Source organism: Agrobacterium sp. MCAB5 (assembly GCF_052114365.1).
Lineage (GTDB): Bacteria > Pseudomonadota > Alphaproteobacteria > Rhizobiales > Rhizobiaceae > Agrobacterium > Agrobacterium tumefaciens.
Genome location: NZ_JBFREP010000008.1, coordinates 184,204 through 203,415, shown reverse-complemented (window position 1 = coordinate 203,415; position 19,212 = coordinate 184,204). Strand labels below are relative to the sequence as shown.

The window sequence follows — 19,212 nt, the reverse complement described above, 5'->3', positions numbered from 1 at the left end:
TCTCCTGTGTTGTCCTGTGTGCCCGGTCCTTGTACATATACATAGAGTTGGCAAAGCCTTTCGTTCCAGGTTTTCACCCTTACCAAAGCCGACGGCTCGCAATGCCTGCAACATCGGGCTGCCGCCGAGATAAACCTAGCGTTTGACGTTAGTGGTCGCCGCTTTCGGCAACGTCTGGCCTCACACTAAGCGATTTCGGTCGATTGGTTCCCCCCAAGCCCGCCTTCGCTCTCTCGGTATCTTGACCCGGCGGTGCTCCGAAGAGACGCTTGTATTCACGGCTGAACTGCGAGGCGCTTTCATAGCCGACAGCGAACCCCACCTCGGCTGCGCTCACGTGGTCCGCGATCATGCGGCGACGGGCCTCGTGGAGCCGGATGTACTTTTGATACTGGAGTGGGCTAACGGCAGCGACGGATCTAAAGCGGTCGTAAAAAACGGACACACTCATGCCCGCAAGGTTTGCGACCGCCTTGAAATCGAGACGCTCGGTATAATGATCCCGGATCCAGGCCATGGCTTTTCGGATGTGCGCCAAGCGCGAACTGCTTCCGGCGATCTGACGGAGGAGGGTGCCGTGCGGCCCCATCAGCAGCCGGAACATGAGTTCATGCTCCAGGGACTGCGCCATGACCGGTATTTCAGCCGGGCGGTCGAGCAACTCCAACAATCTTCGCCAAGCCCCCACAAGCGACGCACTCGCGGCACTCACCCCGTATCCTGACGCGATCGGCAAATCAGGTATCGAGGCCATTTCGAGTATAAGATCCGATAGCACTACAGGATCGAGAAAGAGGCCGACCGCAACGAACGGCTTGTCCTTCGACGCCTCACAGACTTGGCCTAACGCGGCGATCTCAGCCGCCATGATCATGCTCTGGCCGGGGCCATACTCGAACATCTGGTCGCCGATGAACATGCGTTGGGTCCCTTGGATTACCAGAGACGCTGCAGGGTCGTAGACCAGGGGATCGACTTCGGTCGTATGGTCGAGGGTGTAAGCAACCAGCCTTGGCAGCTGTTGGTTTGGCCGTCCGGCATGCCGCACCGCCATTTCGCGGATTTCGTCGAGTTCGCTCATCAAGGCACGTTAGCTTGATTGCCCAGAATTATCAAACATTCCGGAAAATCAGGCAATGATGGCGGATAATCCGACATCGTGGCGTCGCGGTTCGTCCACTATTTTTAGGCTCAACAACGAGACCATTAAGGCCTCGAGATCAATTAAAGGAGCTACTATGCCCACCCCAATCAAAACTGTTTCGGCCTTTTGCGCTGCGTTTGTTGAAGACGGCGGAAGGCCAGCTGTCCATCGCTGGTTTACTCCCACCACGAGTTGGGTCAACGAAGGTGTTTCCGTGACAACGGGCATCGATGAGGCCATCGCCATGATCAACGAACTGGAGAAGTCGATGGGCATCGCGACGGTCCATATCGATATGCTCGCGATTGCCGCAGACGAAAACCGCGTTCTCACTGAAAGGCTCGACCGGTTCGAGCGTGCCGATGGCAGCGAAATCGGACGGTTCAAGGTCATGGGCATCTTCGAGCTCGAAGGCGACAAGATCGTCGCGTGGCGGGACTATTTCGACGTTAAAGCCATCGAAACGTTCGCCGCGCCTTGAGGAGCCCGCTCGCGGACGATGAAAAGGGGCGGAGGTTATTGTCTCCGCACCGAGCGCGCAATTCAACTCTAGATAATGAGCAAAAGACTACAGCTACTTTTCGATAGGCCGATCCCTCCGCTTAGGTCACTCTTATGAATTTAGACGTGGAGAGTGTTCAAATGTTATCTGCGCTTATAACCAGGCTGCTGGGATGGTTTAGGTCGTTGCTAGGTATCAGTCGCCCGATATATCATTCAAGTAAAGGACAACAGAATGCCAAAGCCCATCGAAATCGTCAAAGCCTTCTCCGCTGCTATCCCTGAGGAGGATGGCAAGGTCGCCATCCGGCGATATTTCACGTCCCAGACGGTTTGGGTCAATGAAGGTGTTTCGAGAACGACCGGCATTGACGAAGCCATCGCGTTTCTTCAGCGGCCAAACAGATCGAGGAGCGTCGCGGCAGTCCATTTTGACATGCTCGCGATCGCCGCAGACGGGAATCGCGTGCTCACCGAGCGACTGGACCGCTTTGTACGCGCCGACGGCAGTGAGATCGCCGCAATCAAGGTGATGGGCATATTCGAGGTGGAGGGCGACCATATCGTGGCTTGGCGCGATTACTTCGACATCAACGCTGGTAAAAAATTGTCAGATGATAAGAGCTAGCTCACTGGAGCCTTGGTCGACTCTATACAGATGTCCCGTCGCAAGCCTGCAAAACGATAGTCCAAGCTTCATCGCTCAGATCGGTTCAGAAGTGCGCCCAAGCGTGCGATGAAACAAGCAGCGGCAGGGCGCACAGGGTGGCCCGCTTTATATACTGAGTGGAACGGATAGGGGCGTTCCTCCCATTCGGCAAGACGCAGCCTTTTGAGATTGCCAGCGGCAATATCTTCGCTAATCAACGGTTCTGGCAAGTTACCCCATCCCAACCCTGCAAGGATTAGGTAGTGCTTCGCTCTGAGGTCAGAAACTCGAATAGTTTCGGTTGCAAGTACTGAGAAATCCCGCCCCGCGGACAATTTCGAATTATCCGATAGCACGACTTGCGTATGGCGCTGCGCCTCGGAGGAGCGTATCGCGTCCTCTTTATACGACAAGGGGTGATCAGGTGAGGCGACAGGCAGCAGCCTGGTTTTGCCGATATACGTATGATCGAGGCCATCTATCCGGTAAAAAAGGGGGCCACTAATACCGATATCGGTCTCTCCACTAAGAACGCTTAATGGTACGCCCCCAAGCAATTCGATGCGAAGCGAAATAAGCAAGCTCGGAAATTCTTCCCGCAACTCCTTTAATACAGCAACAACCCAGGATGCCGGAAGCAAGGCGTCAACTACTAAGCGCAGTTCAGGCTCCACTCCAGAAAGAAGCCCGTCCACCCTGGCGGCCAGACCATCCATCTCCTGTACTATACGCCTTGCATCGACCAGAACCGCTCTTCCAACCTCCGTAAGGACAGGACGCCGCTTGCTTCTATCAAACAATTCGACCCCACCAAGCTGCGCTTCCATGGCTGCTATCGAATAGCTAATGACCGATTGTTGCCTATTAAGATGGCGGGCTGCAGCCGCGAAGCCTTTCTCGTCCACGACGGTGAGAAAAACACTCATTTGGTCGAGTGTGGGTAGCTTGCGTCTTCTATCGATAAAACTGTTCATTAGGATAGACATTATAGGAATTTATCGATCAGTCAATTTGATGGATTTAGACGGCGAACCTGACGAAACCACTGCCGCCTTGCCGATCGTTGTCGTGAAGTGCAACGGCCAGACAATTAGATTGAGGGCCCCATGAAGATAACTACAGTCTCCACCGCGTTGCTGGCGGGATTTCTTTTCAGCTCGGCAGCACTTGCTGCGAGCGACGACGGTGTCGCAATGGACGCATCCAAGTATTCGGATCGGATTGTCAAAAAGGACTTCACCGCGGCCGCCTGCCCGGACAACCCGAGAGCTCTCGAACACATCAAGGGAAATCTCTATCGTCACACGACGGGTCCCGGACTGGCCGTCCACAGCGGTTTGGTACTTATCACCACCGAAGGCGCTTTAGTCATCGACCCCGCGATGACATGCACGTCAGAATGGCTAAAGAATGAGATTCAGAGTAAATTCCACGTGCCGGTAAAATATGTCGTGTACACCCACGCACATGCCGACCATATCAGCGGCGGACAGATTTTCCAGCAGGCGGGCGCAATTGTGGTAGCGAATGCCAGGGCTGTCGAGCCGATCGTGGGAGAGGGGATACCGACAGCGCTCCCCGACAAAGTGTTCGATGAAGATATGACGATCACTCTCGGAGGCGAGAAAGTTAATCTTCATCGTGTCGCAGGCAGCCATTCCGACAGCATGGTAATGGTGTCGTTTCCGAAGGATCGGGCTTTGCAGTGCACCGACGTGTGCGAGAGCAAGTCGATGCCATATAACGACTTTCTTGACTTTTATTATGAGGGCTGGGTCGAGACGCTTGATTGGGTGATCAAACAGGATGTCGATTTCATTGATGTTGGCCATTACACACCTGCTGCTAAGGCAGATATCGTTGCAGAGCGCTCGTACATGGTTGATCTGCATCAGCAGGTGCTTGATCTTGTGCGTCAGGGACAGTCCTGGGACGAACTGTATCGCAACATAAAGTTCAGTCCTGAAGTCCAGTCATGGACCGCATTCAGCACAATGAAGACCTTAAACGTCCTCGGCATGTATCGCTGGGTCAGCAATCATCGTCGCGGCAATTGGTAATGAAGCCGGTAAACGCATAGCCGGGCTTCGATCACGAGAAAATTGGCCTGTATAATTCATCAGAAAGATAAGGGGTTCGCAAAATGGATAAATCTCGTCGATTTCTGCTTCAAGGCGCTGGAGTGGGACTTGTGGCAGCAGCGATGGAGCCGGCTGCGGTACACGCAGCCAATGGCGCGAAACCAATGCACCAAGCTTCACAAAAGCAGTTGCCGAAAAATAAGCCGCTATTAATTGTGAACTTCGACCTTCTGGAACAGGAAGCAAAGAAGGTCATGTCAGAAGCTGCCTATGCCTATATCGGGCACGCAGCAGGCGACGAGTGGACCTACCGCGAGAACCGCCGAGCTTGCAACGACTTCTCAATCCGAACACATCGTCTGGCGGGAGTGTTGGCCAAAAGCATCAACCTCGAAACCGACCTGCTGGGCCATAGGCTGCCCTTTTCGATTATGGTTGCTCCTATGGGTGCCCAGATCTTTGCCAGTCCCATCCCCGAACTCGCCGCAGCTGGTGGAGCAGGTATGGCGGAGCTCTGTATCAATCGTCCGGGGCATCAAACAGGCCGTTGGAAGAGATTGCGGAGGCAACAACAGGGCCTAAATGGTTCCAGCTTTACTACAATGCCGATGAAAAAGTTACGCAGAGCCTTCTGGACAGAGCCCGTAACGCTGGCTACAGCGCTGTCATTCTCACGGCGGACGCCTTGGGTCCAGGCGCCAGCGACGAGTTCATTCGACTTGGCCGACCGTTTCCCAGCGAGTTCACCTTGGCAATCACGACCCGCGTTACGGTGGCACCGGTGACTTCCGCAATAAGAAAATTGATCTGACTTTCGATGATATTGGTCGTGTCAAATCGATGTCTCGCCTCCCCGTCGTTGTGAAAGGTATCATGCGGGGTCCCGACGCAGACGCAGCGATCAAAGCCGGGGCAAGCGCTGTTCAAGTTTCGAATCATGGCGGTAGACAGTTGGATGGATTACCTGCCTCGATTTCCGTCCTGAGCGAGGTGGTGGAAGCTGTAGGAGGTCGCGTTCCCGTCATCTTCGATAGCGGCATCCGTCGCGGCATCGATGTCGTCCGCGCTCTGTCGCTAGGTGCGACGGCCGTCGCAGTAGGTCGTCCGGTTCTGTTTGGCTCCGTCATGGGTGGCGCCCAAGGAGCGCAAAGCGTCATCGAGCATCTGCGCGACGAGGAAGTGGTTGGAACGTTGGAGCGCCTCCTCGAAGAGCTCGGAAACGTGCTTTTGATCTGGCAGCGAGCACCTCAACTGAACTGATGGGGTGGATGCCCCCTTCCGGCCGGCATCGGCGTATGATGCCTGCCTAGCGCCATTGTGGCGCTCACGGAGGGAAAGCAGATGACACAGGTGAATATCCTTGCGATCGACCTCGCGAAGCGGAGCTTCCAAGTCTGTGGAACGGATCGCTGTTGATTTTCACTGAGAAGTGACCCGGCGGGGGTGCGGATAAAAACTTGGACTGATTTATAAGATCAGGCCGAGACTTTTACGATATTCGACCGGGCTGAGTGAGCCCAGCGATATCTTGATGCGCTTCTCATTGTACCAGCAGATATAGGCATCCACCTCGCCGACGAACTGTTCGATGGTCATGGCCTTCCACTCCCGAGGATAGAAGAGTTCGTTTTTCAACCGGCCGAAGAAGCCTTCGCACGCGGCGTTGTCTTGAGAGCAACCCTTTCGGGACATCGAGCGAACCAGTTTCGCTTCGCTGATCCGGGTCAGCCAGCCTGGCCAGCGGTAATGAGCTCCGCGATCGGAATGAACGATTGGCCGTTCTTCAACTTCGGTCACGGTCACAATGGCTGCATCCAGCATGGTGTTGACCAGCCCTGCATCGGGTTGCGTTCCAATCGACCAACTGATGACCATGCCGTCGAAGCAGTCGATGATAGGCGAAAGGTAGACCTTCCCAGCTGGGATCTGGAACTCGGTGATGTCTGTCAGCCACTTCACGTTCGGCGCATTCGCATGGAAATCGCGATTGATTATGTTCTCGGGCGCCGGACTGATTTCTCCCATGTAGGATCCGAAACGCTTTCGACGTGGTCTTGCGACCACCAGCTGCTCCTGCTTCATCAAGCGCTGGACCACCTTTTCCGAGATTGTCACGCTCTGCCTGCCCAACGACGCCTGTAGTCTGCGATAGCCGTAACAACGATGGTTCGTTTCAAAGATTTCCGTCATGCTGCGGCGGATGGCGACATATTTGTCTGCCAGGCCCGCACGGATCCTGTGATAGAAGTAGGAGCTGCGCGCCAAGCCCAATTGGGCAAGCAGTTCCGGCACTCGATAGATAGTCCTAAGGGCGTCAACCAGCTGTGTCTTCTCCCGATTACTCAGGATCTGCAGATCGACGCCCAGGCCTTTTTTTAGCAGTTCATTGGCCTTCTTTAGGAGGTCATGCTCGAGTTGCAATTGGCGGACATCGCGCTGGAGGGCTTCGAGCTGTCGCTCGAGTTCTTCACGTTCTGGCGCTTTAGCGTTGGTTTTGCGGCGTTTCATGGATGAAGAAGCCTCATGACCGAGAAGCTGGTCTCTCCAGCTATACAATGTCGGCCTTGAGACGCCCAGCCGGTCAGCCACCTGTTGAGCGCTTTGATCTCCACTACAGAGACCTATGACCCCTACTTGCCGGATCTCATCGGAATAGCCACGGCGCCAAGATCGACCAACCATGGATGAGCGCGCCTCCGGAAAGGCCTCCCGGACCCATCCGGTTAAAGTTCCGCGACCAGGGTAGCCAAGCGCCCTCATCGTTGAAGAGATGCAACGATCGTGAGTGCGGTAATGCTCAAGGGCAGCCTGCTTTTGGGCCTCGGAAAATTTTGGTGCTCGAGCTACCGCCTGAACACGCAAGTCGCGATTCTCGACGTGCTCGCGGTACCAACCCCTCAAAGCATTCTTTGTGGGATAACCCAACTGCCGAATGGTTGCCTTGAGCCGCTTGCCAAGCCGGATGTAGAGCTCAACGGCTCGAAGTCTGTCTGCGTAGGAATACATGAACTACCTCCTGCTGGTGGTCCAAGTTTTCGTCCGCACCCCCTATCCTGCGCTACCGGGTCACTTCTCAGTGGCAATCAACAACCAGCGGTCGCGAGCGTTCCCCGCTTTGAGTGTCTGGATCGTTCCGAGCTTATTAAAATTCGCCGTCATTGCGACTAGCCGCTGGTGGACAACTTTGTCGAGGATGAGTTGATCGTGCTCTTGGCTACGTTCGCGCTCATCGCGAGCATTGGCCAGCATAAGAACTTTGGTTCAATTTCCTCGATCTATCGGCGACGAAGGGATTGTTGTGATTGATGAGCATGAAACGGCGTTGGGCAAGATCGCTTCCGTTTTGGCACGCTTGACGATGTTGCGTCTCATATACCTTGTAGTACATCAGATATCGTGTTTGGTATGTGATGGTAATTTGATGATGAATAGCGAATGACGAAAGCGTGCTCCTGTTGACAGCATACGTTTGTGAATTTATAGATACGCATTAGTTTGTATTATAGACTACAGAGTCTATCTTCCGTACGGTCGGACTAGTTGGCGCGCCCTTTTGAGCCTCAGGCAGACGGTAAATTTAACAGCAGGGTTATGCAGGGTTATCATGTACGTTTGGGACTTAAATGTAATCTGGGACTATAAAGGGCTGCTTCTAAGCGGTCTGCTATATACCGTCGTGTTTGCGCTGCTGACGATCATAGGTGGCATGATATTCGGACTGAGCGCGGCGTTTGCGCGGCTGTCAGGCAGCTTGTTTCTGATCGCACCATTCGCAGCCATCACCGAACTCTTCAGATGTACGCCCCTGCTCGTAAGCCTAATCTGGTTCTACTATGCGCTGCCTGCTCTTCTTGGCGTCGAGATTAGTGCGAGTGTTGCCGCTTTCTGGGCGTTGTCTTTGTATGGTGGTGCATTCTACGGCGAGATCATCCGGGGCGGCATCAAGTCAGTCGACGAAGGCCAGACCGAAGCCGCAAAGGCCTTGGGGATGAGACGAGGCGCTGTCATGCGCCGTATCGTGTTGCCCCAAGCACTCAAGAAGATGGTTCCTCCCTTGGTAAACCAGTCCATTATGCAGTTGAAGAATACCTCGCTTATATCTGTCCTCGCGCTGCCAGACCTCATCTATCAGTCGCAGTTGATCACACATGAAACTTACCGACCGCTTGAGTTGTACTCAGCTGTCGCGGTGCTCTATTTCCTCATTCTGTTTCCCGCGACTCTTCTGGCTCGACGCCTGGAGATCAAGAAAAGTATGGGAGCGTGACCATGCTAGTGTCTTCCAATGAAACCGTCGTTCGCGTGTCGAAGCTCAACAAGTATTACGCCGACCATCGAGTGCTGCAAGACATCGATTTCAGCGTCAAAAAGGGCGAGGTTGTTGCACTGATCGGGCCATCTGGATCCGGTAAATCAACGCTTTGCCGATGTCTTAACCTCTTGGTGGCCCCAACAACCGGCAGTATCGAAGTTTGCGGCAAATTATTTGAGTTCCAAAAATCGAGCCGCGCCCCAAAAGATAATAGCTTATCGGCGTTCCGCGAACAGATCGGCATGGTGTTTCAGAGCTTCAATCTCTTCCCCCACATGACGGTAATCGAAAATGTCATCGAAGGCTTGGTGACAGTGAAGAAGCGCAAGAAGGCTGATGCGAAGCAGGAAGGTCTCGCATTGCTGCAGAAAGTCGGCCTGAGCCCAAAAGCGAATGATTACCCGGCGCAGTTGTCAGGCGGACAAAAGCAGCGCGTCGCTATCGCTCGCGCTTTGGCAATGAAGCCAGAGGTCATGTTGTTCGATGAGGCTACATCGGCGCTCGACCCTGAATTGGTGGCCGAGGTGCTTAGCGTGATGAAGGATCTCGCCAAAGAGGGAATGACCATGGTCGTCGTCACGCACGAAATGTCATTCGCGCATGACGTTGCGGATCGAGTGCTGTTTATGAAGGAAGGCTTGATCGTCGAAGACGCTAGATCGAACGACTTCTTCGCAGCACCAACAACCGACGCGGCTAAAACGTTCTTATCTCACTATGTAAGGCCGTAGCCGCTGGAAGTGAGTACCACGAACCCTGAAAGTTCGCTGGCGTTGTTTGAACAAACAAAATAAGGGGAAGTTCATTGGAAAAGATTGATAATACTCGGAGCCGTAGAGGATTCGGTAAACTGGTTCTCGGTGCAACGGCGACTGCTGCTTACATCGGAGTTCAAACAAAGCTTGCCAGCGCGCAGCCTTCTGACTCTAGAATTGACAAGATCAAAGATCGCGGCGTCCTTCGGGTCGCAGCACCTGTTGGCGAGCCCCCGTACTTCGTCAAGGACCTGAAGAGCGGCGAGATCATCGGCGCGGCTGTCGAGATGGCCAAAGACATCGCGAATATTCTCAAGGTCAAGGTTCAGTTCGTCGACTCGACATGGGGCGACCAGATCCTTCAGCTTCAGACCGACAAGGTCGACATTGGTATGGCTTCGACGCACACCGGTGCTCGCGCCTTGGCTGTCGGATTCACGATCCCTTACTTCAATCAAGGTTATGGGGTTGTCGCAAAGCCTAATGTTGAAGCGAATAGCTGGGCCGACATAAATAAGCCGGAAATCCGTATAGTGACCGACATCGGCTCCACGCAGGAATTTGCGGCGCGTCAGAATGCTCCGAAGGCAACAATTACTTCATTCCCAACTCGCGATGAGGTGATACTCGCCATGCAGTCGGGCAGGGCAGATTGTGCAGCATTTGCTGCCATACCCGGACTTGCAGCCTTGAAAAAAACGCCGCAGCTTGGTCGCTTCCTGATGCTGCGCGATCCAATGGTTGCGATGCCGACGGGCATTGTTATCCCAAAAGAGACCAATAGAGACTGGCGTGATTTCCTGGACGCCTGGATTGAGTACAACAAGGGCGCTGGGCAGATTGGCGCGTGGATGCGTGGTGGGCTTGCGCTGGCAGGCGTCAAAGCAGAGGACATTCCGCCAGAGGTAATTTTCTGATCCACAGGGGCGGGGTTATGCTCGCCCTTTTTTTATTCGGAGCTTGCAACCTAAAAACAAAGCCCTATCGAAAAATTGTTACTTGTTCTTATATCGCTGTTATCCACCCGACGCTGGTTATGCCGATTCAGTATTTGGGCAGGAAGTTGGCCAAGCGCGTAGAACAGGGCGTAGATACCAACGATCAGACCCGCCTGTGTTCGAGAGGCTGAATTCTTCCTGGATACGGTGAATGCAATGTCGATATCGGCCCCGTCTGCCGCCGCTAACGCATACCGATAACCAGCCAGCGAAAGCGTGAGCTTCGGTCGCCGGATCGGTGAGCGCCGCTGATAGCCGGGCGGCGTGGAATACGGCAGATCATGTTTTCGCAGCAAGCCCCCAACCCGGTCAGTCATCGAGTGTCTGCAGACAGTGCTCCTGTTTGTCGAAAAAACGATCGATCTCAAAGGAGAGCACGGGAAGAAACAACTCCGCCCGACCATCTGGAAAATAGTAGAAAAGTCGGCTGCTGCTAATTTTGGCAACAGCTTTCACGTCCTGCAGTGTCGTATGTGCAAGACCTCTGACCTACACGACAGTAGCGGCCGAGCAGAGCATCCTCCCAGTGCAAGTCAGGTGGATTTTGGATCGGTCTTTGCCAAGATGCAGGCATTGAACGCAAGCGGCGCTGGCCGTTAGAGGTGAAGCTGACCATCCTGGCGCAAGCAGCTCAGCCTGGCGCGCGTGACCTTTCGGACACTCTGCCACTGCGGCAAATGGATGCCGGCAAAGAACATCAGCGGTTTGGTTGCGTCGCGGGCGCACCACGTATTGGGCACGTTTCCGCCATCCTCCTGGCTGGCCGGATCCGGTTCCGCGAAACTTGTAACCGGGACGAGGCATCCGTTTTCGACACCGAACCATCGTCTCCAGTGCGGGAAACTGAGCTTGCGCACATTGGTTGTGCCACGATCGGCCTCCATGCGGATCATCTCGTCGAGATCGAAAGGCTTGCCCTTGGCTTTGGCGGCCTTCTCAAGTGCGAAGCGCGGGGAGGGCAGTCAGTTGCCCGAAAGCCTGAATCCACTGCCGGATGAATGGCTATGCTCATTGATGCTCTCCTTCCCTCCCTGGCCGTTTGCGATATGCCCGGCCGAGCTCTGCAATCAGTCTGCTAATCGTTGCGCGTGCCAGCGCAGATGGTCCTGCATAAAGGTCGAAGTGAAAAAGTAGGAGTGGCCGTAGCCTTCCTGCATGCGAAGCTGCAGGGGAAGCCGCCGATATTCGCCCTTGTCCATGACATTGGCATGCGTGCAGGTCAGGCCGGACAGGTACCACAGCACCGGGCAATTGCCCCCGGCGGCGTGCGGCGGCAGGTATACCGCGAAGGTCATGTCGCAGCCGCAAGAATCCGAGCGATGGACATAAACCCCTTGAGTACCGCCGTAAGACTTGTCGATGGAGATGGTTTTCATGGCTTAGTAGACCACCACGCCGCGGATCGATTCACCCGAATGCATCAGCTCGAAGCCCTTGTTGATGTCTTCGAGTGGCATGGTGTGGGTGATGAGCGGATCGATGATGATCTTGCCGTCCATGTACCAGTCGACGATCTTGGGAACATCGGTACGACCGCGGGCGCCACCGAATGCAGTGCCCATCCAGTTGCGGCCGGTGACCAACTGGAACGGACGCGTGGAGATTTCCTGACCGGCACCGGCCACGCCGATGATGATCGACTTGCCCCAGCCGCGGTGCGAGGCTTCCAGTGCCTGACGCATGACCTTGGTGTTGCCGGTGCAATCGAATGTGTAATCCGCACCGCCGATGGTGTCGCCATTGCGCTTCGTCATGTTGACGAGGTAGGGCACGATGTCGTCGCCGACTTCCTTCGGGTTGACGAAATGCGTCATGCCGAAGCGTTCGCCCCAAGCCTTGCGCTCATTGTTGATATCGACGCCGATGATCATGTCCGCACCGGCAAGGCGAAGACCCTGCAACACGTTGAGACCGATGCCACCGAGACCGAAGACGATGGCGGTGGAGCCGATCTCGACCTTGGCAGTGTTGATGACGGCGCCAATGCCAGTCGTCACGCCGCAGCCGATGTAGCATATCTTGTCGAATGGCGCGTCGGGATTGACTTTGGCCAGCGCAATTTCAGGCAGAACCGTGTAGTTCGCAAAGGTCGAGCAGCCCATATAGTGGTGAATCTTGTCCTTGCCGATGGAAAAGCGTGATGTGCCGTCCGGCATCAGGCCCTGGCCCTGCGTGGCGCGGATGGAGGTGCAGAGATTGGTCTTGCGCGACAGGCAGGAATAACACTCGCGGCATTCGGGCGTGTAGAGCGGGATGACGTGGTCGCCCTTCTTCACAGATGTGGCGCCCGGTCCAACGTCCACAACGATACCAGCACCTTCATGGCCGAGAATGGCGGGGAACAGACCTTCCGGGTCGGCACCTGAGAGCGTGAAGTCGTCGGTGTGGCAAATGCCGGTTGCCTTGACCTCGATCAGCACTTCGCCGGCCTTGGGGCCTTCGAGCTGCACGGTCATCACTTCGAGTGGTTTTCCTGCCTGAACGGCAACAGCGGCGCGAACGTCCATCGTTGAGTTCCTTTCCGGATTTTCAGTTGAGATATGTGCCCAAGCCGAACGATCAGTTTGCTCGATCGTCCCGCTTGGGTCACTTGAGAGCCAAGCCCTTATCGACCGCGGACATCATCGCGCGGGCTTCAATTCTGTCGTGAGAGGTACGTGGTAGAGGAACGAGGCGCTGGCGTTTCCGCAAAGCGCCCCGGTTTTGCTATTCCTCAAACCACCAACGATTGATGCAGCGGAACCCGTCGAGATCGCCGTCCGACGACAGGGCCTCTTGATGCTTAACCCTGGATTTGGAAGCCCAGACGTAATTCGCGAACATTGGGATGACGGAGCCGCTCTCATCGTGAACGAGTTGCTGCATCTCGTGATACATGCCGGCCCGCTCCTTTTCGTCAACGGTTCCGCGAGCCTTAATCAGGAGTTCGTTAAAGCGATCGTTTTCGAACCGGGTTTCGTTCCACGTAGCGCCTTTCGAGTAGGCGAGCGTGAACTGCGCATCGGCCGACGCCTGTTGTGTCCAGTAATCGGCAGTGAACGGCTTTTTCATCCAGACGTTTTCGAAATAACCATCGTCGGGTTCGCGCGTCACATTGATCGTGACGCCGGCTTTCGACGCAGAGGCAGCAAAAAGCGCGGCGGCGGCGTTCGCACCCTGGAATGCGGCTTCCGAAACGCTGAGCGGGATCTCCAGAGACGTCAGTCCTGCCTGCTTGAGATAGTACCTCGCTTTGTCCGGATCATATTCACGCTGTGGAAGACTGCTGTCCCAATATGGGTGATTGGAGGCAATGGGGTGGTCGTTCCCGAGGGTACCGTGGCCAGACAGAATCTTCTCGAGCATTTCTTTTCGGTCGATGGAGTACTTTACTGCCTGGCGAACGTTCTTGTCCTTGAAAGGATCGGTATTCGCCATCATGCCGAAGATGTAGTAGCGTCCACTTGGAACGTCGTCGATCGTGATGCCCTTGACGCGCCTGAGCATGTCGAGCGTTCTTAGGTCGATGGCATTGGCCACGTCCACTTGTCCGACCCGCAGGGCGTTCATGCGCGCAGCGGCATCTGTGATGATGATCACCTCTGCGGTATCAAAGAAGCCGACGTTTTCCTTGTCCCAGTAATTTGGGTTTCGCTTGAAGCGGATCCTTTGTCCCGGCTCAAAGCTTTCAATGCTATAAGGACCAGTGCCGTCCGTGGTAGTGACGTCGGCTTTGCCATCCTTCGATGGCACAATCACAAAACGCAGATCCCTTAGAATGCTTGGAAAATCGACGTTAGCGTCCTTAAGCTTGAAGATGATTTTGTTCGGAGCTTCGGCGAGGATATCGTCGACCGCCGCCAGCGCCGACTTGGCGGGAGAAGTGGTGTCCGGACCGCGATGTCTGTTGAACGAAGCGACGATATCATTCAACTCGAGCGACTTTCCACTATGGAAAGTCACGCCCTGCCGGATGGTGAAAGTCCAGGTCTTGAGATCGTCGGAGTGTTCCCATTTTTCAGCGAGATCGGGAACAATCTCTCCGTTCGCGGCGCGTTTCGTCAAGTTGCTGCGGGCGGTAGCCATCGTCAGATAGGCGGAATCGTAGAGAACATTCGCGGGATCCAGGGTATCCTGCGAGGAGCCCCCAGATAGGCCGATCTTGATATGGCCGCCGCGCTTCGGCGCGGCGAACGCCGCCTTCGGCGCGGCTGACAACAGCAAACCAGCCGCTGCGGTTTTCATGAGTGTTCTTCGTTTGATTTCGAGCATTTGTGTTCCCCTTTTGCGATATCGCTTCATTTTAATTTGAGCGTTGAACCTAGCCGCATAGATACAGAGCCCCTCCCGCAACCTGCGGGAACCAGGCAAGGGCTGTGTCAGTTGAGGACGTGAGAACCGGCGGAATGGCCAGGAATGATACCGCGGGCGAACGTGGCGAGACTCGCGGAGCGTCGTCCCCTCAGTGAAGTTGAACTCGTCCGGCATGCCTCTCTCCCAGAAATGGATGAAAAGTGAACTCATCCCATTAAAAAAAGACGCATAAGTATGTAATTCAATCCAGCAAGTCGGGTATGAAGTCAAGCTCGTTCGTGGAAGCGGCTTCAAAATGTTTGCAGCCACCCGCAGCTCTGACCAATCGAGGCAGCGATTACTAAAAGCGAGGAGCGGGATAATCGTCAGCCAGTGCGCAAACCGCTTTATTGTCCCGGCTTCGATCAGCGCCATCAATGTCCGCCGGCGACGAGCAAACAATTTCCCTCAAGGGTTGTCCGTAATCCGCGCTGACCTCCATGAGTGTGATGTTGGACATTTGAAGATTTTCCTTGTACCGCCGGGTTATTTTTTATACGTATGGGTACATTGAAGGCCACCGCAGACATTATAAAGGAACGCGTGCCTGCGGAACGGGCCCTACGCTCTGAAGTAAGAACAGTCTTTCGATTAAGTTCAGGAGCGAGGACACCCAAGGGAGAGTTAAGGCATGGAACATCACACCGTGGGTCTCGGCGGGGAGAATCTTGCCTCGGTAGCAATAGACCGGCCAAGCGGACGGTCAAATGGCGTGTATGGACGTCTTGCACGGCTGATTGGACAACGCGCACTGCTCGCGATCACATCGCTTTTCGTCGTCTCAGTCATCATCTTTGGATCGGTTACGCTTCTTCCCGGCAACTACGCAACGGCCGTCCTAGGTCAGTCGGCGACGCCGGAGACTGTCGCTGCTTTCGAGCGGGAACTTGGGCTCGACCGCCCTCCGGTGGAGCGCTACATTACCTGGATTAGCGGCGCGGTGCGCGGCGACTTTGGAGCATCGTTCACAAGTCGCGGCGACAACAAACGCTATGTAACGGCGATTGTCGCTCCCCGGCTTTACAACACCCTTTTCCTTGCTAGTTTCGTAGCCCTCATAGCGGTTCCGTTATCGATATGTCTCGGAATAGTTTGCGCTTTTTATAGAAACGGTTGGGTAGACCGGGGACTGAACAGCGCGACGCTAACAGCTATCTCGGTCCCTGAATTCTTCGTCGCATACATCCTGACCTACTTCGTCATCATGCGAGACAATTTTGCGATGACAGGATTGGCGCAGGTGCTGCCAGAGTGGCTTTCGCAGGGCATCGCCGTCGTATTCAGCTATATCCCAGCATTCCCGATACTGGCCGACGTTTCCCCAGACATGGGGATCGGCGATCGAATTTGGATGTGCATGCTTCCGGCGATGACACTGGCCTTGGTGACGATTGCATATATGATGAGAATGACGCGGGCGGCCATCATCAATCTCCTCGCCACCCCGTACGTGGAGATGGCCTACCTAAAAGGAGTGAGCCCGTTCTCGGTCATTGTACGGCACGCGCTACCGAACGCTTGGGGCCCTATCGCCTACGTGGTTACGGTCAACCTGGCATACCTGATCACTGGTGTGGTCGTGGTGGAGGTTGTCTTCGTTTACCCCGGCGCCGGGCAGCTGCTTGTCGACGGCGTTCGATCGCGTGACATACCGGTTGTACAGGCCTGCACGCTCATCTTTGCGAGCGCATACATCCTGCTCAACCTGATCACCGATATCGTAACTATCGTAACCAACCCAAGGCTACTTCACGCGCGATGACCAATATGAACAACATCGAAACCGTTACACCCGCGCTGCGTACGCCCTTTAAACCGGGCCGTACCCGTCGCACTAAGCTCCGCAAGGCCCTTATCACCGCTCCAATCAGCGCTTGGTTTGGCTTGGTCGTTGTAGCCACTTATGTTGCCGTGGCTCTGTTCGCTCCCCTGATTGCTCCCTATGGCGAAGCGCAGGTATTCCCCGAACCATTCGCACCTTGGAGCGAGCAGTACCTTCTTGGAACAGACCAATTGGGCCGCGACGTCTTCACTCGTCTGGTCTACGGTGCACGGAACACCCTTGGTATTGCGGTCCTGACGACTGGGTTGTCCTTTTTCATCGGGGTCTCGCTTGGGGTCGTGGCCGCTTTGCTCCGGGGATGGGTCGATCAAGTCCTCTCGCGATCAGTCGATATCGTATTGTCGATCCCCGGTCTGATTTTCTCGCTGATGCTTCTGGCAATCTTTGGATCAAACGTCTGGAGCCTTATCCTCATCATCGCTGTCCTGGACTCGACCAATTTCTTCAGATTGGCACGCACCAGCGGCTTGTCGGTGGCATCGCTGGAATTCATTGAAGCAGCCAGACTACGTGGCGAGCGCTCGCACTGGATCGTCTTCAATGAAATTCTTCCGAACATTATGCCTCCGCTCATCGCGGAAGCGGGTCTACGTTTTTGCTTCGTCYTCCTGACGATCTCAGCGTTGTCCTTCCTCGGCGTTGGCATACAACCACCGACAGCCGATTGGGGATCCATGGTGCGCGAAAACGCGACACTGATCACCTACGGCGACGTCACCCCACTTCTGCCCGCAGCGGCCATCGGCCTTCTGACGGTAGCCGTAAATTTTGTTGTCGACTGGCTCTTGCATAATCTGAGTGGGCTTAAAAATGGGCAATGATAAACGCAGCTTCGATACGCGCTCCAAAGGCGGCGATCTTCTCGAGATCAGAGACCTGCGGATCGACGGGTACAGCAACGACCGCTGGCACGAGATTGTAAAGGGCGTTGACCTCACGGTTAAGCGCGGAGAGATTGTCGGCCTTATCGGAGAGTCGGGAGCGGGAAAATCTTCACTTGGTCTCGCGGCAATGGGCTATGCCAAACCCGGATGCAAGATCGTTGGCGGCCAGGTATTGTTCGATGGCGAGGATCTTACGCGCTGTTCGGAAAAGCGCCTTCGGGACCTTCGTGGAAACCGGATCGCGTATGTTGCGCAGAGTGCTGCTGCGGCGTTCAATCCGGCCAAGCGCCTTATTGCGCAAACTATAGAAGCGGCGGTTCGCAGAGGCATCAAGTCCCGTGAAGAGGCTGAGGCCGATGCGATCGAGCTCTACCGAGAGCTACATCTGCCCAAACCGGAGGAGATCGGCTATCGTTACCCGCATCAGGTCTCAGGCGGGCAGCTCCAGCGCATAATGACCGCAATGGCCATGATCTGTAAGCCGGACCTCATCATTTTCGATGAGCCGACCACAGCACTGGATGTGACCACACAGGTCGAGGTTTTGGCGTCGATCCGGTCGTTGGTCGAGCGCCACCACACCGCCGCGCTTTACATTACCCACGATTTGGCCGTTGTTGCCCAGATGGCGGATCGAATCAAGGTTCTTCGGTACGGAACCACAGTCGAAGAGGCGCCGACGAACGAGATGATTACCGAGCCCAAAGAGGACTATACGAAGTCCCTTTGGGCCGTTCGGAACCTCTACAAGGAGCCGACGACGTCAGAGGACTCGTTGCTCTCCGTTCAGAACCTTACGGCATCCTACGGGACGCACCAGGTGCTGCACGACATCAATATCGTGCTGCCTAAGGGGCGCACTGTCTGCGTTGTCGGCGAGTCCGGCTCTGGGAAGTCGAGTCTTGCGCGTTCAATCGCGGGATTGTTCCCTCCCACGAGTGGTTCGGTCTTATACTGTGGACGGCCGCTTCCAAGCTCGCTTCGAAGTCGCGACCGATCGGTGCTGAAAAAGATCCAACTCGTGCACCAGATCCCTGATACAGCATTGAATCCACGCCACACCGTCGGCGAGATTCTCTCCCGAGCGATCCGGGTATTCAAGAATATCAAGGGTGCTGCGCTCGTTGCGGAAACTGTCAAGCTGCTTGAGCGGATAGAACTCGATTCATCGTACTATGATCGTTTGCCATCAGAGCTTTCGGGGGGGCAGAAGCAGCGCATCTGCATCGCCCGAGCACTCGCCGCGGATCCAGAACTCATTATCTGTGACGAAGTGACGTCTGCGCTCGATCAGGTGGTTCAAGAGGGCATCCTCAAGCTGCTAACTGATCTGCAACGCGACTCCGGTGTCACTTATATGTTCATCACGCATGACATCAACACGGTCCGTGCTATCGCTGACGAAGTTATCGTGATGAACGACGGCAAGATCATTGAGCAGGGTCTCAAGACCGATGTCCTGAACCCTCCATGTCACCCCTATACCGAACTCCTGCTTTCGTCGGTTCCAAAAATGGAGACCGGTTGGCTGTCTTCAATTCTAAGTGCGCGGGCGGGCTCATCGACTGCAACAGCAGAAAAAATCCAGAAAACTGCCGTGTAGCCGCCGATATCCGAAAACTGGACGTAGCAGTCCCCGGGGGATGGCGAGCGGAGAATTCGAAGGTCTGCACTTGACGCCTTCGGCCCCCGAGAATACTAATTAGACTAAAT

16 protein-coding genes and 3 pseudogenes are annotated in these 19,212 nt (G+C 55.1%); 10 read left to right on the top strand and 9 right to left on the bottom strand.

Going from position 1 to position 19,212, the window contains the following annotated elements; all coding sequences use genetic code 11:
* Positions 1 to 148: 148 nt before the first annotated feature.
* Positions 149 to 1,081 (bottom strand): AraC family transcriptional regulator, encoded by a 933-nt coding sequence (locus AB4Z23_RS18580; RefSeq protein WP_441360528.1) that lies wholly within the window; start codon positions 1,079 to 1,081, stop codon positions 149 to 151.
* Between the two features lie 157 nt (positions 1,082 to 1,238).
* On the opposite strand from AB4Z23_RS18580, the gene AB4Z23_RS18575 reads away from it, so the two are divergent.
* Both AB4Z23_RS18575 and AB4Z23_RS18570 read left to right on the top strand, forming a co-directional pair.
* Positions 1,239 to 1,625, top strand: a complete 387-nt coding sequence (locus tag AB4Z23_RS18575; RefSeq protein WP_441360527.1) for a limonene-1,2-epoxide hydrolase — start codon at positions 1,239 to 1,241, stop codon at positions 1,623 to 1,625.
* Positions 1,626 to 1,880: 255 nt separating this feature from the next.
* Positions 1,881 to 2,273 (top strand): limonene-1,2-epoxide hydrolase family protein, encoded by a 393-nt coding sequence (locus AB4Z23_RS18570; RefSeq protein ID WP_441360526.1) that lies wholly within the window; start codon positions 1,881 to 1,883, stop codon positions 2,271 to 2,273.
* 68 nt (positions 2,274 to 2,341) lie between these two features.
* Here AB4Z23_RS18570 and AB4Z23_RS18565 read toward each other — a convergent pair whose 3' ends face one another.
* Positions 2,342 to 3,268, bottom strand: a complete 927-nt coding sequence (locus AB4Z23_RS18565; protein WP_441360525.1) for a LysR family transcriptional regulator — start codon at positions 3,266 to 3,268, stop codon at positions 2,342 to 2,344.
* Positions 3,269 to 3,400: 132 nt separating this feature from the next.
* Between AB4Z23_RS18565 and AB4Z23_RS18560 the strand changes: the two genes are divergently transcribed.
* Both AB4Z23_RS18560 and AB4Z23_RS18555 read left to right on the top strand, forming a co-directional pair.
* Complete coding sequence (locus AB4Z23_RS18560) at positions 3,401 to 4,354, top strand: MBL fold metallo-hydrolase (RefSeq protein ID WP_441360524.1); 954 nt, start codon at positions 3,401 to 3,403, stop codon at positions 4,352 to 4,354.
* A gap of 83 nt (positions 4,355 to 4,437) precedes the next feature.
* A pseudogene (locus tag AB4Z23_RS18555) lies at positions 4,438 to 5,635 on the top strand (alpha-hydroxy-acid oxidizing protein).
* A gap of 207 nt (positions 5,636 to 5,842) precedes the next feature.
* Here AB4Z23_RS18555 and AB4Z23_RS18550 read toward each other — a convergent pair.
* Positions 5,843 to 7,381 (bottom strand): IS3 family transposase, encoded by a 1,539-nt coding sequence (locus AB4Z23_RS18550; RefSeq protein WP_441360523.1) that lies wholly within the window; start codon positions 7,379 to 7,381, stop codon positions 5,843 to 5,845.
* Positions 7,382 to 7,441: 60 nt separating this feature from the next.
* Positions 7,442 to 7,624: a hypothetical protein gene (locus AB4Z23_RS18545; RefSeq protein ID WP_441360522.1), complete on the bottom strand. Its 183-nt coding sequence runs from the start codon at positions 7,622 to 7,624 to the stop codon at positions 7,442 to 7,444.
* A 355-nt stretch (positions 7,625 to 7,979) separates the two neighbouring features.
* On the opposite strand from AB4Z23_RS18545, the gene AB4Z23_RS18540 reads away from it, so the two are divergent.
* The 3 genes from AB4Z23_RS18540 to AB4Z23_RS18530 all read left to right on the top strand — a co-directional run bounded on the left by AB4Z23_RS18540 (position 7,980) and on the right by AB4Z23_RS18530 (position 10,359).
* The gene (locus tag AB4Z23_RS18540) at positions 7,980 to 8,642 is read left to right on the top strand and encodes an amino acid ABC transporter permease (protein ID WP_441360521.1); all 663 of its coding nucleotides are present in this window, start codon (positions 7,980 to 7,982) and stop codon (positions 8,640 to 8,642) included.
* Between the two features lie 2 nt (positions 8,643 to 8,644).
* The gene (locus AB4Z23_RS18535; RefSeq protein WP_441360520.1) at positions 8,645 to 9,418 is read left to right on the top strand and encodes an amino acid ABC transporter ATP-binding protein; all 774 of its coding nucleotides are present in this window, start codon (positions 8,645 to 8,647) and stop codon (positions 9,416 to 9,418) included.
* A 74-nt stretch (positions 9,419 to 9,492) separates the two neighbouring features.
* The gene (locus AB4Z23_RS18530) at positions 9,493 to 10,359 is read left to right on the top strand and encodes a transporter substrate-binding domain-containing protein (protein ID WP_441360519.1); all 867 of its coding nucleotides are present in this window, start codon (positions 9,493 to 9,495) and stop codon (positions 10,357 to 10,359) included.
* A 50-nt stretch (positions 10,360 to 10,409) separates the two neighbouring features.
* Here the strand turns inward: AB4Z23_RS18530 and AB4Z23_RS18525 are convergent, their stop codons facing one another.
* From AB4Z23_RS18525 to AB4Z23_RS18505, 5 genes and pseudogenes are all read right to left on the bottom strand, one after another.
* Complete coding sequence (locus tag AB4Z23_RS18525) at positions 10,410 to 10,757, bottom strand: hypothetical protein (RefSeq protein WP_441360518.1); 348 nt, start codon at positions 10,755 to 10,757, stop codon at positions 10,410 to 10,412.
* 330 nt (positions 10,758 to 11,087) lie between these two features.
* Positions 11,088 to 11,402 (bottom strand): annotated as a pseudogene (locus AB4Z23_RS18520) (SOS response-associated peptidase); the annotation flags it as partial.
* A gap of 198 nt (positions 11,403 to 11,600) precedes the next feature.
* Positions 11,601 to 11,816: pseudogene (locus tag AB4Z23_RS18515) on the bottom strand (alpha/beta hydrolase-fold protein); the annotation flags it as partial.
* Between the two features lie 3 nt (positions 11,817 to 11,819).
* Positions 11,820 to 12,947 (bottom strand): S-(hydroxymethyl)glutathione dehydrogenase/class III alcohol dehydrogenase, encoded by a 1,128-nt coding sequence (locus AB4Z23_RS18510; protein WP_441360517.1) that lies wholly within the window; start codon positions 12,945 to 12,947, stop codon positions 11,820 to 11,822.
* Between the two features lie 199 nt (positions 12,948 to 13,146).
* Positions 13,147 to 15,147 carry an ABC transporter substrate-binding protein gene (locus AB4Z23_RS18505; RefSeq protein WP_441360516.1) on the bottom strand — a complete coding sequence of 667 codons (2,001 nt, stop codon included), beginning with the start codon at positions 15,145 to 15,147 and terminating at the stop codon, positions 13,147 to 13,149.
* Between the two features lie 256 nt (positions 15,148 to 15,403).
* On the opposite strand from AB4Z23_RS18505, the gene AB4Z23_RS18500 reads away from it, so the two are divergent.
* From AB4Z23_RS18500 to AB4Z23_RS18490, 3 genes are read left to right on the top strand one after another with little or no spacing between them, the layout of a single operon-like run.
* Positions 15,404 to 16,534: an ABC transporter permease gene (locus tag AB4Z23_RS18500; RefSeq protein WP_441360515.1), complete on the top strand. Its 1,131-nt coding sequence runs from the start codon at positions 15,404 to 15,406 to the stop codon at positions 16,532 to 16,534.
* Between the two features lie 5 nt (positions 16,535 to 16,539).
* On the top strand, positions 16,540 to 17,436 hold the full coding sequence (locus AB4Z23_RS18495) for an ABC transporter permease (protein ID WP_441360514.1): 897 nt from the start codon (positions 16,540 to 16,542) through the stop codon (positions 17,434 to 17,436).
* A complete protein-coding gene (locus AB4Z23_RS18490; RefSeq protein WP_441360513.1) occupies positions 17,426 to 19,102 on the top strand; it encodes an ABC transporter ATP-binding protein in 1,677 nt (558 codons plus the stop codon). Before AB4Z23_RS18495 ends, AB4Z23_RS18490 begins: the two co-directional genes overlap by 11 nt.
* Positions 19,103 to 19,212 lie beyond the last annotated feature (110 nt).